This is a genomic window from Propionivibrio pelophilus DSM 12018, from assembly GCF_059569095.1.
Genome location: NZ_JCANUT010000036.1, coordinates 1 through 14,073, shown reverse-complemented (window position 1 = coordinate 14,073; position 14,073 = coordinate 1). Strand labels below are relative to the sequence as shown.

General features: G+C 62.6%; 16 protein-coding genes and 1 other RNA gene. 8 read left to right on the top strand and 9 right to left on the bottom strand.

Annotated elements, in window-relative coordinates:
* Positions 1-39 precede the first annotated feature (39 nt).
* The 5 genes from BO74_RS14110 to BO74_RS14090 form a co-directional block, all read right to left on the bottom strand.
* A complete protein-coding gene (locus tag BO74_RS14110; RefSeq protein ID WP_496443017.1) occupies positions 40-1,137 on the bottom strand; it encodes a quaternary amine ABC transporter ATP-binding protein in 1,098 nt (365 codons plus the stop codon).
* Entirely contained in the window at positions 1,130-2,017 is an 888-nt protein-coding gene (locus tag BO74_RS14105) for an ABC transporter permease (protein ID WP_496443016.1), read from the bottom strand. Before BO74_RS14105 ends, BO74_RS14110 begins: the two co-directional genes overlap by 8 nt.
* 121 nt (positions 2,018-2,138) lie before the next feature.
* On the bottom strand, positions 2,139-3,143 hold the full coding sequence (locus tag BO74_RS14100) for an ABC transporter substrate-binding protein (protein WP_496443015.1): 1,005 nt from the start codon (positions 3,141-3,143) through the stop codon (positions 2,139-2,141).
* A gap of 238 nt (positions 3,144-3,381) precedes the next feature.
* On the bottom strand, positions 3,382-3,972 hold the full coding sequence (locus BO74_RS14095) for a nitroreductase family protein (protein ID WP_496443014.1): 591 nt from the start codon (positions 3,970-3,972) through the stop codon (positions 3,382-3,384).
* Between the two features lies 1 nt (position 3,973).
* Entirely contained in the window at positions 3,974-4,339 is a 366-nt protein-coding gene (locus BO74_RS14090) for a cupin domain-containing protein (protein ID WP_496443013.1), read from the bottom strand.
* Positions 4,340-4,453: 114 nt separating this feature from the next.
* Between BO74_RS14090 and BO74_RS14085 the strand changes: the two genes are divergently transcribed.
* Positions 4,454-5,440, top strand: coding sequence for an aldo/keto reductase (locus BO74_RS14085; protein ID WP_496443012.1), 987 nt, complete (start codon positions 4,454-4,456; stop codon positions 5,438-5,440).
* Between the two features lie 53 nt (positions 5,441-5,493).
* On the opposite strand, the gene rfaE2 is transcribed toward BO74_RS14085, so the two are convergent.
* From rfaE2 to BO74_RS14065, 4 genes are all read right to left on the bottom strand, one after another.
* Complete coding sequence (rfaE2, locus tag BO74_RS14080; RefSeq protein WP_496443011.1) at positions 5,494-5,985, bottom strand: D-glycero-beta-D-manno-heptose 1-phosphate adenylyltransferase; 492 nt, start codon at positions 5,983-5,985, stop codon at positions 5,494-5,496.
* On the bottom strand, positions 5,985-6,614 hold the full coding sequence (locus BO74_RS14075; RefSeq protein ID WP_496443010.1) for a BON domain-containing protein: 630 nt from the start codon (positions 6,612-6,614) through the stop codon (positions 5,985-5,987). Before BO74_RS14075 ends, rfaE2 begins: the two co-directional genes overlap by 1 nt.
* On the bottom strand, positions 6,611-7,204 hold the full coding sequence (locus BO74_RS14070; RefSeq protein ID WP_496443009.1) for a phosphoheptose isomerase: 594 nt from the start codon (positions 7,202-7,204) through the stop codon (positions 6,611-6,613). The genes BO74_RS14075 and BO74_RS14070 overlap by 4 nt, the downstream gene beginning before the upstream one ends.
* Positions 7,205-7,293: 89 nt before the next feature.
* Positions 7,294-7,680, bottom strand: a complete 387-nt coding sequence (locus BO74_RS14065; protein ID WP_496443008.1) for a YraN family protein — start codon at positions 7,678-7,680, stop codon at positions 7,294-7,296.
* A gap of 58 nt (positions 7,681-7,738) precedes the next feature.
* Between BO74_RS14065 and rsmI the strand changes: the two genes are divergently transcribed.
* The 7 genes from rsmI to BO74_RS14030 all read left to right on the top strand — a co-directional run.
* A complete protein-coding gene (gene rsmI / locus BO74_RS14060; RefSeq protein ID WP_496443007.1) occupies positions 7,739-8,542 on the top strand; it encodes a 16S rRNA (cytidine(1402)-2'-O)-methyltransferase in 804 nt (267 codons plus the stop codon).
* Positions 8,543-8,660: 118 nt separating this feature from the next.
* On the top strand, positions 8,661-10,619 hold the full coding sequence (locus BO74_RS14055) for a response regulator (protein ID WP_496443006.1): 1,959 nt from the start codon (positions 8,661-8,663) through the stop codon (positions 10,617-10,619).
* A 59-nt stretch (positions 10,620-10,678) separates the two neighbouring features.
* Entirely contained in the window at positions 10,679-11,713 is a 1,035-nt protein-coding gene (gene pyrC, locus BO74_RS14050; RefSeq protein ID WP_496443005.1) for a dihydroorotase, read from the top strand.
* A gap of 34 nt (positions 11,714-11,747) precedes the next feature.
* Positions 11,748-12,194 carry a hypothetical protein gene (locus BO74_RS14045; RefSeq protein ID WP_496443004.1) on the top strand — a complete coding sequence of 149 codons (447 nt, stop codon included), beginning with the start codon at positions 11,748-11,750 and terminating at the stop codon, positions 12,192-12,194.
* 35 nt (positions 12,195-12,229) lie between these two features.
* Positions 12,230-12,592, top strand: an RNA gene (rnpB, locus tag BO74_RS14040) — RNase P RNA component class A.
* Between the two features lie 107 nt (positions 12,593-12,699).
* A complete protein-coding gene (locus BO74_RS14035) occupies positions 12,700-13,665 on the top strand; it encodes a Bug family tripartite tricarboxylate transporter substrate binding protein (RefSeq protein WP_496443003.1) in 966 nt (321 codons plus the stop codon).
* A 155-nt stretch (positions 13,666-13,820) separates the two neighbouring features.
* A partial coding sequence (locus BO74_RS14030; protein WP_496443002.1) for a hypothetical protein occupies positions 13,821-14,073 on the top strand: 253 nt, incomplete at its 3' end.

The window sequence follows — 14,073 nt, the reverse complement described above, 5'->3', positions numbered from 1 at the left end:
GCACGGATAGAAAAAGGGGCGCTACGGCGCCCCTTTCTTTCAGCTCCCCGGATCCTGCGGCGGATCTTGAGGTGGATCCTGGGGCGGGATCATCGCGCCGATGATGGCGCTGAGCGCCACCGTGCCGATCAGGCGGCCGCGCTTCGTAACCACATTGGCTTGATCCTTGCCCTCGGCGTTCATGATCCTTGCCGCGTCCTCGAGGACCGTGTTGGCATTCAGATTGGGGCCGTCGATGGCCTCTCCCGGCTGGGCAAGGGCGCGGCAACGGATGACGCGTCCGCGATTGACGTTCTTGACGAAGTTGGCGATATAGGCGTCGGCGGGGGAGAGGATGATTTCCTGTCCGGTGCCTTGCTGGATCACCTCGCCGTCGCGCAGGATGGCGATCCGGTCGCCGAGACGCAACGCTTCGTCAAGGTCGTGAGTGATGAACACGATCGTCTTTCCCAGGTCCTGCTGGAGGTCGAGCAGGATCGTCTGCATGTCGGTGCGGATCAGCGGGTCGAGTGCGGAGAACGCTTCGTCCATCAGCAGGATCGGGGTTTCGTTAGCCAGTGCGCGGGCCAGGCCGACGCGCTGCTGCATACCGCCCGAGAGCTGATTCGGGTATTTTTTCTCATACCCGCTCAGTCCGACGCGCTCGATCCAGCGCATGGCCTCCTCGTGCCGCTTCTTGCGCGATATGCCCTTGACGCGCAGTCCGTACTCGGTATTTTCCAGGATCGTGTAGTGCGGAAACAGCGCGAATTTCTGGAACACCATTGATGTCATTTCGCCGCGGAATTTCCGCAACGCCCTCGATCCCAATTCGAGAACATTGACGTCGCCGACCGAGATCTCGCCCGCGGTGGGTTCGATCAGGCGGTTGATGTGCCGGATCAACGTGCTTTTTCCGGAACCGGACAGGCCCATGACGACCTGGATGCCGCCCGGCCGCATGTCGATGTTGACGTCGCGCAGGCCGAGGACATGGTTGTGCTTGTCCAGGAGTTCCTGCTTGGTCATGCCGGCGCGGACGGCGTCGATGAATTTCTCCGGCGTCGGACCGAAGATCTTGTACAGGTTGCGCAGCGATATTCCGACCTGGGGCGTCTCGGTCGATGCGGTGGGTGTGGTGGTGGCAGCGCTATTCATGTGTTGCCTCCAGATGGCGCTGCAGGCGTTTGCCGTAGGCCTGCGATGCGCGGTCGAAAACGATGGCGATGCCGACAATCGCCAGGCCGTTCAGGACGCCCTGCGTGAAGTACTGGTTCGAAATGGCTTTCAGCACCGGCTGCCCGAGGCCGGGTACGCCGATCATCGAAGCGATGACCACCATCGACAGGGCCATCATGATGGTCTGGTTTACGCCGCCCATGATCGTCGGCAGAGCGAGCGGAAGTTGTACCTGGAAAAGTTTCTGCAGGCCGTTGGCGCCGAAGGCTTCGGCGGCTTCGAGGACATCCTTGGCCACCAGGCGGATGCCCAGGTTGGTGAAACGGATGATTGGCGGGATGGCGTAAACGACGACGGCCAGCAGGCCGGGAACGCGGCCGATGCCGAGAATCATCACCACGGGGATGAGATAGACGAAACTCGGCATGGTCTGCATGACGTCCAGTGCCGGGGTCAGCCAGCGCTGCAGCCGGTCGGATCGGCTCATCACGATGCCGATCGGCAGACCGAGCGTGAGTGCGGTCAATGTACTGGCCACAATCATCGCCAGCGTGCGCATGGTGTCCTGCCACATGCCGAAGTAGCCGATCAGGAGCAGGGTGGCGGTGGTTCCGATAACGATCTTCAGCGAGCGCGAAGTGACCCAGACCGCGAAAAGGATCGCTGCCATTACCATCGGCCAAGGCGACTGGGTGAGCAGCCGTTCGGAAAAGAGCAGGAAGTCGCCGAGCGGCTCGAACAGCTTTTCGAGCATGCCGCCGTATTCACGGGTGAAGGAACGGAATTCCATGTCGACGAAGCGCCTGAGCTGGCGCAACGTATCGGAGTTCATCGACGGGAAGTCGCTGGGTAATGGCATGAAGCCCCCACGGAAATATCTCCGGTACAGCGGGTTGAGCCGGGAATTGGCGCAACCCGCGAGCCGGATTCTGGATTAATGGAAAACAGGGTCGGCGCGCAGGCGCGTGCCTGCGCGTTTCCTAGAGGCCGGCCTTGATCCGCGCGGCGATCTCGGGAGTGACCCAGGGGGTCCAGACGTGGGGGTAGTTCTTCAGGAAGTGGATGGCACCGTCCTCGCCGTTGGCCTGGTTGTTCTGCATCCAGGACAGCAGTTCATTGACGGTGGCGTTGTCCCAGCTACGGGTATTCACATAATCGACCGCGGGCCCGCCGGCTTTCTTGAACTCGTCCGTGATCACCGTGACGACCTCGGCCTTGGCCCAGTCGTTCTTCTCCGGATTGGCACAGTCGGCCTTCGAGTTGCAGGCGCTCCACTTCGCCTTGTCATGCGGCACACCGGCGTCCAGCTTGACCATCTCGTACTTGCCGAGAATGGCCGTCGGCGACCAGTAGTAGCCGAGCCAGTTTTCCTTGCGTTCGTTGGCCTTGGCGATCGAGCCATCCAGTCCGGCAGCGGAGCCGGTGTCGACCAGGACAAAGCCCTTTTCCTCGGCCTTCCACGCCTTGAAGGCATTGGCCGTGGAAATCTGGCAGTTCCAGCCGGCCGGGCAGTTGTGCACGGCGCCCTTCTTCTTGTCATCGGCGAAGGGGAACAGCTCCGGGTGGGACAGCGCGTCGTCGATGGTCTTGATTTCCGGGTGCGCGTCGGCGAGGTACTTGGGAATCCACCAGCCCTCGATGCCACCATCCTTCAGTGAGTGCGCTGCATAATGCAGACGCCCTTCCTTGACGGCTGCGTCGAGCGGTTCCCTGACAGCGTCGATCCAGGCTTCCGGCGCGACATCAGGTTGCCCTTTTTCCATCATGGCGGTCAGGGTCGGCATGGTGTCGCCAGGCACGATTTCGACATCGCAACCGTAGCCTTTGGTGAGCACGATTCCGTCGATGGCGGCAAGAACCTCGGCAGATTGCCAGTTCATGCTTGCGATGGTGACACGTCCGCATTCGGCGTTGGCGCTTGAGACTGCTGCGACCAGAAGCGTCGCAGCGATGGCCGAGGTGAAACGGAAGGGAAGTTTAGTCATCCGATAGTTCTCCTATTCTGCAGTGCAGTTGTAGCCGCTGATATGCGGCGCTAACACTGGGCTGTTTGAAAGGGATGGTGCTTTTCGGTACTGGCCAGAGGTGCTATTGTAACCTATTGATGATAATAATAAAAATTATGCCAAAGGGGTTGCCTTGTTTTCCCTAGTGCGCTGTTCTGGTGCGGGAAAATCCGGAAATGCATTCTGGATTGTCGGCAAGGGAGCTTGCCGGCTTTCCTTAAGGCGCGGGATGGCCCACGCTCTGACCAAGGATGATGCGTTGCTGCGGAGTCAGACTGAGGGCTTGTCCGAGGGCCTCGCGGTCGATCGAGCCGCGAACCACCGTGGCCAGTCCGGTCGAGGCGCAGAAGAGATAGACGTTCTGCGCGCTGAAGCCGACATCCGTCGAACTGTAGACCAGTTGCTGTTCCGTGTTCAGGTCGGGCATCCGGGCGTAATCGGCGACGTAGACGAGGTTGAGCGGTGCCGTGGCGACGAAATCCTGCTTGCCGGCAAGCGCGCGGATGTCGCCGGTCACGATGCTTTTCAGCGCATGACTGTCGATATCGTAGCAATAGGTGCCCTCCGCAGTGATCACGAATACGTCGACTTCCCTGCGGCTGCGGGCGTTCGGGACGGTCAGGCCGCCCCGTTCCGGGTGGCTGAGTCCGATCGCCGCCCATAGCAGGTTGGACAGCAGTTGCCGTGAGATCGGCCGGTCGGAGAATTCGCGGGAGGACTGGCGCGCCCGGATGGCGTTCATCAGCGGGAGTCCGCCTTCGGTCTGCGGCGGCGGCAACGGAATCGTGGTGTGGGGCAGGTCTGTCATTTCAGTTGGCTTTGTTGTGGGAGAAGAGAATGAGGCCGATCAACACGAGCGGCGTCTCACCCGTGTTCTCGATCCCGTGGCTGTCGCCGTCGTCCACGCGTGCCATGTCGCCCGCGGCGATGTCGTAGCTCTCGTCATTGTTGTAGTACCGGCCCTGACCTTGCAGGATCAGGTAGGTTTCTGCTTCGCCCTCGTGCTTGTGCAGGCCGACCGAGGCGCCCGGTGGGACGGTGAGTTGGGCGAACAGGCGGCCGTTGCCGAACAGTTCGTCGGGGTTGAGGACGTGTTTGACGGTAACCGTCCCCTTGCCGCCGCGCATGGCCTGGTTTTGCTGGGTGGTCATCTCGGTACTGTGTCTGAAAAGCATGGTTTCTCCTGTGTCGGTTGGGGAACGAGACGTCATCCTACCTCAGGGGGCGGGCCTGACGCAGTCCGACGATTGGGCAGATAATGCATGCTTTCGACCAGAGAGGAACTCATCATGCGCACAATGAAAATCGGGAAGTCAGGGATTGAAGCGTCCGTTGTCGGCATCGGCGCTTGGGCCATCGGCGGCGATGCGATGTGGGGCCAGAGCGACGACGCGGAGTCGATTCGCACGATTCACCGCGCGCGGGAACTGGGGGTCACCCTGCTCGATACGGCGCCCGCCTACGGGCTCGGGCACAGCGAGGAGGTGGTCGGCAAGGCACTGGCCGGGCGGCGTGGTGACTACGTGCTGTCGACCAAGTGCGGCTTGCGCTGGGACATCGAGGAAGGCGGTTTCATGATGGAGCGCGACGGCGTGCGCATCGTGCGCAATACCCGCCCCGAGCGGCTGGCCGAGGAGGTCGAAATGAGCCTGCGCCGTTTGCAGACCGACTACATCGACATCTACATCGTGCACTGGCAGGAACTTCCGGAGTTTCCCTGCCCGATCGCCGACACGATGGGCTATCTCCTGAAGCTCAAGGAGCAGGGCAAGATTCGTGCGATCGGCGCGTCCAACCTGAGCAACGAGCAGTTCATGGAATACGTCGCCGCCGGGCAGCTCGACCTGATTCAGGAAAAGTTCAGCATGCTCGACCGCGGCGTCGGCGATCGCCTGTTCGATCTCTGCGGCCAGCATGGCGTGACCTTCCAGGCCTATTCGCCGCTGGAGCGTGGCATCCTCAGCGGCAAGATCAAGGACGCCTCGCAGGTGCACATGGGCATGGCGCGCAGCCGGGTCAAGTGGTTCGAGCCGGAGAATCTGCCGAAAATTGCAGCGCTGAGCGAAAAATGGGCACCGTTGTGCAAGAAGTACGGTTGCACGATGACCCAACTGGTGATCGGCTGGACCGCGGCGCAGGGCAACGGGGACAACGTCAACGTCTTGTGCGGCGCGCGCAAGCTCGACCAGATCGAGGACAACGCCAAGGGCGGCGATGTCGTGCTCGACGCGGCGGATATCGCGTCGATGCGCCGGGATGCGGAGGCGATTGCGTAGCCGATCTTCGTTGCGTCCGTCACACTGGCGAAAGCCGGAATGACGGACGTGGGTTACAACCGGCGAATTTTCTCCAGCAGCGCCGTCGTCGATTTCTGGTGGATGAAGGGAATCGATACGACCGTGCCGCCCCAGCCGCTGACTTCCGTATTTCCGACGATTTTTTCCACCGGCCAGTCGCCGCCCTTGACCAGCACGTCGGGGCGGCAGTCGCGGATGCGTTCGATCGGCGTGTCCTCGTCGAACCAGGTGACCAGCGACACGCACTCGAGCGAGGCCATCACCGCCAGGCGGTCGGCCAGGGTGTTGACCGGCCGGTCGTCGCCCTTGCCGAGGCGTTTTACCGAGGTGTCGGTGTTGAGCGCGACGATCATCGATTCGCCGAGGGCGCGCGCCTGTGCCAGCAGGGTCACGTGGCCGCGATGCAGAATGTCGAAACAGCCGTTTGTGAACACCAGCGGGCGCGGCAGTTGAGCGAGTCGGTCGGCCAGGTCTGCCGGCGCGACGATTTTTGTTTCAAAGGCAGGAGCAGGATGGCTGCTCATCACTGTTGGGTTGCGTTGTTCGATTGCGAAACGTCCAGCTCCCGAGCCTTCGCCGGGGTGATGATTTCCATCAACGGCACAACTCGCCGGACGCCGGACGTCGTCCGGGTGACCTGGATGGCTGCGTCGGCTTCCGCCTGAGTGACCAGTCCCATCAGGAAGACGCTGCCCGCTTCGGTGACGACCTTGACGTGCATCGGATTGAATTTTCCGGCGTCGACGAAGCGAGCCTTCACTTTCGACGTGGTGTAGGCATCACCGCTGCGTGCCGTCAGTGACGACGATCCGCCGACGACCAGTTCGTTGAACACGCCGCGGACGTTCGGGATTGCAGCGACGATTCGTTCGGCGTCGGCCTTGATCTCGTCGGAGGCAACCTCGCCGCTCAGCAGCACCTGCCGGTTGTAGCTGGTGAAATTGAAATGGCCGCGGTCCCTGAGTTTGTCGCCAACGCGCGAACTGGCCTTCCATTCGATGGCTTCGTCTTCCGTTTGCGTTCCCAGCGTGCGGCGGTCGATCGTCGCGCTGACGCCCGTGCCGACGCCGGCGACAACCGCCGGGAAGCAGCCTTGCAGGGCCGGGAGGGTGGCGGCTCCGATGAGCAGTGCGGCAAGCAGATTCCTTTTCATTCCTCAACTCCTAAAAGCAGGCAATCAATCCCATCACACAGGCAGTGGATGGCCAGCAGGTGTACCTCCTGAATACGTGCCGTCCGGTCCGATGGCACGCAGAGGTGGACATCCGAATCACGCAACAGTGCGCCGATTTCACCGCCGCCTTTGCCGGTCAGCGCGACGACATGCAGGTCGTTGTCGTGGGCGGCGCGGATCGCCTCGATGACGCTCGGCGAGTTGCCCGAGGTGGAAATGGCCAGCAGGATGTCCCCCGGTTGGCCGAGTGCGCGCACCTGTTTCTCGAACACCGCGTTGTAGCCATAGTCGTTGGCGACGGCGGTCATGATCGACGAGTCGGTGGTCAGGGCGATGGCTGCCAGGCCCTGGCGTTCCATCTCGAAGCGGCCGACAAGTTCCGCGGCGAAATGCTGCGCGTCGGCCGCGGAGCCGCCGTTGCCGCAGGCGAGGATCTTGCCGTTGTTGATCAGCGCGCCGACCATCATTTCGGTGGCGCCGGCGATTGGTGCGGCCAGCATCTCGATGGCATCGAGTTTGGTTTGTGCGCTATCGGTGAAATGCTGGCTGATGCGGGAAATCAGGTCCATGGGGTTAGCGGGTCAAAATAACAGGCGGCTAGTCTAGCACTACAAGCGCGGAATCTTCGGCGGCAGCGGTCGGCGATTGCGCACCCCGGCTAGTCGGCGGAGAACGCATCCCGGATCCACTCGATGCATCGTTCGTCGAGGCGGTCGAGCAGCAGGCAATCGAACCGGCAATCGCTGGTCGCCGCATTTTTGGCCGCAAGATAGTGCTGGGCGGCGAGGATGATCCGCTGTTGCTTGCGCGCGGTGATGCTCGCGCCGGCGCCACCGAAATTCGCATTTCGACGCAGGCGGACTTCGGCGAAAACCAGCGTTTTTCCCTCGCGGCAGATCAGGTCGATCTCGCCGCCGCGGCACCGGAAGTTGTTCGTCACGACGGTCAGGCCGTGTTTCTTCAGAAAACCCGCGGCGAGGGCTTCGGCCTGTTGCCCCGTGTTGGTCGTGGTATCGTTGTCGGCCATCGAAAGAATGCTCGCCATGACGGAAGAATCGCCCGCATTATATGTAGTCCCGACGCCGCTCGGAAATCTCGGTGACATGAGTCCGCGTTCGCTCGAGATGCTTCGGCAGGTCGCCTGGGTGGCTGCGGAAGATACACGGCACTCGGCCCCCTTGCTCAAACATTTCGGCATCACCGCCCGCATGCTGGCGGCGCACGAGCATAACGAGGAGTCGGCCGCCGGGCAGATTCTCTCGCGGTTGCGCGAGGGGGAGTTGGTTGCGCTGGTCTCCGACGCAGGAACACCGGGGATTTCAGATCCTGGCGCCCGAGTTGTGGCGCGCGTGCGCGCGGCCGGCTATCGCGTCGTTCCGTTGCCAGGGCCATGTGCGGCGGTTACGGCGCTGTCTGCCGCCGGGCTCGTCGAGCCGCATTTTCTGTTCTACGGTTTTCTTCCCGCCAAGGTGCGTCAGCGCGAAGAGGCGCTGCGTTCGTTGGCTGCCTTGCCATACGCCTTGGTGTTCTACGAAGCGCCGCATCGCATCCTGGAGACCGTCGCGGCCTTAGCGTTGGTGCTCGGATCGGAGCGCACGCTGGTTCTCGCGCGCGAATTGACCAAACTGTTCGAGACGATCCATTCTTGCCCGCTTGGCGAGGCGCTCGCGTGGTTGCAGGGCGATGCGAATCGGCAGCGCGGCGAGTTCGTGCTGATGGTGTCGGGGGCGCTTCCGGCCGAAGATGACGGTGAGGGTGAGCGCGTGCTGCGGCTGCTGCTCGACGATGGTTTGTCGGTCAAGCAGGCCGCGCGGTTGGCGCATGAAATCACCGGTGCGGGGAAAAAGAAGTTGTACGACCAGGCATTGGCCTGGAAGAACGTGAATTCATCCGATGCGTCCGAGTGAGGTCCCCTTGCGCCGTGCTCAACGGCTTTCCTTGGCGCAATCGAAGTGCTTGATCTATATACCCTAAGGAGTGGCTCGGTTTTTCCCCTCTTTTTTTGTCTCGTCGGCCGGAGTTGTAATGAAGTGTTCGTCATTTGCTCCCGGATCGGTCAGCCTGATCGAGCGCCTGCGGAAAATCAACCAGACGGCGCTGGCTGCCGCCTTGGCAATCGTCGCGCTGGTCGTGGTCGCCAGCGGCTTTTTTCTCAACTTGCGTGCGCTCGTCGTCGACCATCAGTCTTCCGCCAAGGTCATGGCGGAGAATGCGGGGGCGGCGCTGCTCTTCGGTGACAGGCGCGCGGCCGATGAACTGCTCGCATCCTTGCTGCACTCCCCCAATGTTTCCGCCGGTGCGCTCTATGACCGCGATGGGATGCTTTTCGCCAGGAGAGGCGTCTCCGATGTCGTTGTTCCGGAGACGCTTGCGCAGTCAGATGCGGCCGTGTTCTACCGGTTACGGTCCATTCGCATCGCCGAACCCGTCGCCCAAGGGGGTGAGCCGGTAGGGATTCTGCTGGTCGACGTCGATCTGGCGCCGGTGTTCCGCATGCTGGGTTGGCAGGTGCTGGTGATCCTGCTGGCCGCGGCCGTGGCGCATCTCTTCGCGCGCTGGATGGTCGTCAGGTTGAGTACTTCCGTTCTGCGGCCGCTCGATCGTCTGAATCGACTGATGGACGATGTTTCGCAGAAGCAGGACTACAGCCTGCGCGCCGAGGCGTCTGCGGTCGTCGAACTGAACCGGCTTGGCGCCGGTTTCAACGCGATGCTCGAGCAGATCCGGCTGCGCGACGAATGGTTGGCCGCCCAGCGTGATCGTCTGGAAATCGCGGTGGCCGAGCGGACGGCTGAATTGCTCGGGGCGAAGGAGGCGGCGGACGCCGCCAATCTGGCCAAAAGTGCCTTTTTGTCGAACATGAGCCACGAGATACGCACGCCGATGAATGCCATCCTCGGCATGGCCAGCATCCTGCGCCGGGAAGGCATCACGCCCCGGCAGGCCGAACACCTCGAAAAAATCGACACTGCCGGCGCGCATTTGCTGAGCATCATCAACAACATTCTCGATCTGTCGAAGATCGAGGCTGGCAAATTCGAGCTCGACGAAGTGCCGATTGATGTCGCCGAACTGATCGGTAACGTGCGCTCGATCATGGCCGAGCGGGCGGAGGGCAAGGGGCTCGTTCTGGAAACCCGAGTGGACGGATTTGACGCGCCGTTGCTTGGCGATTCGACCCGGCTGCGTCAGGCCTTGATCAACTACACGATCAACGCCATCAAGTTCAGCGACGCCGGCATGGTCACCTTGCGTGCCTACCCTGTGGAGGAGGGTGAGCAGACCGTCCTCGCGCGTTTCGAAGTCGAGGATCAGGGCGTCGGCGTGGCGCCCGACGCCATTCCGCGCCTTTTCGGTGCCTTCGAACAGGCCGACAACTCGACGACCCGGCGTTACGGCGGCACCGGACTGGGTCTGGCCATTACCCGTCACTTTGCCCGGCTGATGGGCGGTGAGGCGGGGTTGGAAAGTCAGTTGGGGCGCGGCAGCATCTTCTGGTTTACCGCGCAGCTGCGTCGTTACGTCGGTACGCGGGCGAATGCTGATGCCCCGGCGCGGCAAGCGGCGGTCAGTGCGGAGAATTTCCTGCGGCAACGCCACGCCGGCAAGCGGATCCTGGTTGTTGATGACGATCCGATGAATCGCGACGTGGCGCGGCTGACGCTCGCCGGCAGCGGTCTCGTCGTCGATCTCGCCGAGGACGGTCGGCAGGCGCTTGCACAGTATGAAGCGAGGGGCTACGCGTTGCTCCTCATGGACGTGCAGATGCCGGTCATGGATGGCCTCGATGCGACCCGGGCGATCCGCGCGCGGCCCGATGGCGCTTCGGTGCCCATCGTCGCCGTGACAGCCAATGCCTTTACCGAGGACAAGGCTCTCTGCCTCCAGGCCGGAATGAACGATTTTCTGGTCAAGCCCTTTGACCCGGAATTGCTGTTTTCCACCTTGCTCCGCTGGCTGGATCGGCGGGGGGCGATGGAGTGAGCGCGCTTCCCGTCGTCCTTTTCATCTAGAATTCGCCGGTCCCGTACGGAATCGAAACCATGCAGATCACCTTCACCCGCCCCGACGACTGGCACTTGCACCTGCGCGACGGTGCCGCGTTGCAGGCCGTCCTGCCGCACAGCGCGCGCCAGTTCGCCCGCGCCATCATCATGCCCAATCTCCGGCCGCCGGTAACGACCGTGGCCATGGCGGCCGACTACCGGCAGCGCATCCTGGCGGCCTTGCCGGCCGGGTCGGATTTCGAGCCGCTGATGACCCTGTACCTGACCGATAACACGCCGGCGGACGAAATCCGGCGCGCGGTGGACAGCGGCTTCGTCAAGGCGGTCAAGCTTTACCCCGCTGGCGCGACGACGAACTCCGACGCCGGGGTTACCGATCTGGCGAAATGCGACGCGGTGCTGGCGGAAATGGAAAAGGCCGGAATGCCGTTGCTGATGCACGGAGAAGTGACCGATCCGGCCATCGACATCTTCGATCGCGAGAACATCTTCATCGACACCGTGTTGCAGCCGTTGCTGGCGCGGCGGCCTGGCCTGCGCGTGGTGTTCGAGCACATCACCACCAAGGCCGCGGCCGACTACGTAGCTTCGGCCGGGAGCAACGTCGCCGCGACGATCACCGCGCATCACCTGCTCTACAACCGCAATTCGCTCCTCGTCGGCGGCGTCCGGCCGCATTACTACTGCCTGCCGGTGCTCAAGCGGGAAACGCATCGTCAGGCACTGGTTACCGCGGCAATATCGGGAAGTCCTAAGTTCTTCCTCGGGACGGACTCGGCGCCGCACGCCCGCCACACCAAGGAAGCGTCCTGCGGTTGCGCCGGGTGCTACACGGCGTTGACCGCGCTCGAGTTGTACGCCGAGGCGTTCGATGCTGCCGGAGCGCTGGATTGCCTCGAGTCTTTCGCCAGCTTCAACGGCCCGGATTTCTATCGCCTGCCGCGCAACACCGGTACGGTGACGCTGGAACGGCAAACCAGCGCCGTGCCGGCTGGACTGCCCTATGGGACTGGAGAGGAACTGGTGCCGTTGCGCGCCGGTGAAACGGTCGCGTGGAAACTCGTCGGCTGATTGCCGTGGTGCGACTCTCAACGGGAGAATAGCCGTGCGTTTCGTTCGTTACCTGCCTGTCGTGCTTCTGCCCCTGCTCGCCGCGTGCAGCGACCTGCGGGCGACTTTCGAGATCCGCGGCAGCGCGCACTCCTTGAGCCTCATCCGGATCACCGGCATGCCCTGGGAAAGCCAGGCCAAGTACTCCGTCGTCGCTTCGCGGATGCCCGACTGCCAGCGCCGGCACGCCATGCCCGAGGCCGCACTGACGGCGAAGGTCGAGGTGTACTCTCCCGGCAACGACGCCTGGATTCTTCGTCAGAACGGCCGCATGTTCGTGGTCGAGACCCGCACCTGCGAAGGCTTCGCGCGGCTCGACAAGGAACCCGATACAGGGCTGGGCGAGTTGATGGGCGTGTTCGAAATGAAGAGCGGCGCGCTGGTTTTTACGCCGGCGAAGAAGCCAGCATCGTCTTCGCCGGAGGCAGCGCCGACAAACTGAACGGAGAGCGCTCCGACAGCGTATAATCGCCGCCGGAAGTCGGCCAGGCAACCGCTGCGCGCTTCGGCGCGGGGAGGAAAGTCCGGGCTTCACAGAGCAGGATGCCGGTTAACGACCGGGCACCGCGAGGTGACGGAAAGTGCCACAGAGAACAGACCGCCGATGGCCCAATGCAGGCGACTGCGGGCACAGGCAAGGGTGAAACGGCGAGGTAAGAGCTCACCGCGGACGTGGTAACACGGACGGCACGGCAAACCCCATCCGAAGCAAGGCCAAATAGGGAAGCGCATGGCGTGGCTCGCGTTGCTTCCGGGTAGGCTGCTCGAGCGTACTGGCGACAGTGCGCCTAGAGGAATGGTTGCCCACGACAGAACCCGGCTTATCGGCCGACTTCCCCCTCTTCTCTTTCCCAGCTTTTCGTTCATGACAGTGGTGGCGCGGTGGTAGACTGGCGCACTTCTTTTAGTGTGACTTTGATCAACGTCAATAAGTGCGGAGGGGAATGATGAAAGGTATTTGTCGGGTTCTGGTGTCACTGCTGGCCACGCTGACGGCCCTGACCGTCCATGCGGCAAGCTGGCCGACACAGACGGTTCGCGTGGTAGTGCCCACGCCGGCGGGCAGCTCGGTCGATGTCGTGGCCCGGATCGTCGCGGAGCAGCTTGGTGGTCGGCTCGGGCAGACGGTGATCGTGGAGAACAAGGGCGGTGCCGGTGGCACGATCGGTGCCGATGCCGTCGTCAAGTCGCGCGACGGCCACACCTTCTTCCTGGCCTACAACGGTCCCGTAACCGTTGCGCCCGCGATGTTCCCGAAACTCCCGTACGACCCGCAGCGTGATCTGCTGCCGATCATCCTGGCGGTGACACAGCCGAACGTCCTGGCCGTGCGTTCCGATCTCAAGGTCGATTCGCTGAAGGCGCTGATCGCGCTGGCCAAGAGCCGTCCGGGCAAGATCGATTACGCCTCTGTGGGCAATGGCTCGCTGTCGCATCTGGCGATGGAAATGCTCAAGATGAAGAGCGATACTTTCCTGCTGCATATCCCGTTCACCGGCGGTCCGGCGGCATCGCTGGCCTTGGGGCGCGGCGATGTGCAAGTGCTTTTCTCGGCACTGTCGAACGTGCAGCCGCTGGTTCGCGATGGAAAGGTGAAGCTGATCGCGGTGTCCAATGCCAAGCGTTCGGCCGCGCTGCCGGATCTGCCGACGGTCGCCGAGCAGGGCTTCCCCGGCTTTGACGCAACTACCTGGAATGGCTTCATGGCGCCGGCCGGGACGCCGAAGGATGTCGTGCAGCGTCTGAACAAGGAAATCGGGGAAATCCTCGCGTTGCCCGATGTGCAGAAGAAGCTGCTGGTCGCTGGTGCCGAGACGGCCGGCGGTTCCGTGGAACAGTTCGCGGCATTGCTGAAGAGTGAAACGGCGAACTGGGCGGCAGTCATCGAGCGGACTGGAATCAAGCCGGACTGACGCTTTGGTGCTGACAGCCGGCGTAATACTGGCAAGTCGGCAAGGTTTTTCAAAAAACGGCAGGCAATTTAGGCCTGCCGTTTTTTTTTGTGCGCCCGGCACGGGCGCACTTCTGCGGGTGCAAGTCCCGCCGTAAGTTGATCACAGCGAACGAAGTGAAGCGCAACTGCGCGAGGGTGACCGAGCGTGGGAAGGAAGCGTGGATCGTAATCTGCGAGCCGATGGACAAGAACCGGATAGAAGGCGCTGCCGAGCAGGGCGAGCGGGCAAAGGACCGCGAAGCTCTCGTGATCAAGACGAAGCGGCGTAGATCCGGCGGTTGTGCAGAGAAGGAGTGCGTTCTTACCCGGGGAGATCTCGCCTTGTGCCTGAAAGGGCGACGTGGGACCACGGAGCGAGAAGTCAGCA

Coding starts and splice junctions, on each gene's coding strand:
- BO74_RS14110 (WP_496443017.1), bottom strand. CDS start 1,137: ATGAATAGCGCTGCCACCACCACACCCACCGCATCGACCGAGACGCCC.
- BO74_RS14105 (WP_496443016.1), bottom strand. CDS start 2,017: ATGCCATTACCCAGCGACTTCCCGTCGATGAACTCCGATACGTTGCGC.
- BO74_RS14100 (WP_496443015.1), bottom strand. CDS start 3,143: ATGACTAAACTTCCCTTCCGTTTCACCTCGGCCATCGCTGCGACGCTT.
- BO74_RS14095 (WP_496443014.1), bottom strand. CDS start 3,972: ATGACAGACCTGCCCCACACCACGATTCCGTTGCCGCCGCCGCAGACC.
- BO74_RS14090 (WP_496443013.1), bottom strand. CDS start 4,339: ATGCTTTTCAGACACAGTACCGAGATGACCACCCAGCAAAACCAGGCC.
- BO74_RS14085 (WP_496443012.1), top strand. CDS start 4,454: ATGCGCACAATGAAAATCGGGAAGTCAGGGATTGAAGCGTCCGTTGTC.
- rfaE2 (WP_496443011.1), bottom strand. CDS start 5,985: ATGAGCAGCCATCCTGCTCCTGCCTTTGAAACAAAAATCGTCGCGCCG.
- BO74_RS14075 (WP_496443010.1), bottom strand. CDS start 6,614: ATGAAAAGGAATCTGCTTGCCGCACTGCTCATCGGAGCCGCCACCCTC.
- BO74_RS14070 (WP_496443009.1), bottom strand. CDS start 7,204: ATGGACCTGATTTCCCGCATCAGCCAGCATTTCACCGATAGCGCACAA.
- BO74_RS14065 (WP_496443008.1), bottom strand. CDS start 7,680: ATGGCGAGCATTCTTTCGATGGCCGACAACGATACCACGACCAACACG.
- rsmI (WP_496443007.1), top strand. CDS start 7,739: ATGAGTCCGCGTTCGCTCGAGATGCTTCGGCAGGTCGCCTGGGTGGCT.
- BO74_RS14055 (WP_496443006.1), top strand. CDS start 8,661: ATGAAGTGTTCGTCATTTGCTCCCGGATCGGTCAGCCTGATCGAGCGC.
- pyrC (WP_496443005.1), top strand. CDS start 10,679: ATGCAGATCACCTTCACCCGCCCCGACGACTGGCACTTGCACCTGCGC.
- BO74_RS14035 (WP_496443003.1), top strand. CDS start 12,700: ATGAAAGGTATTTGTCGGGTTCTGGTGTCACTGCTGGCCACGCTGACG.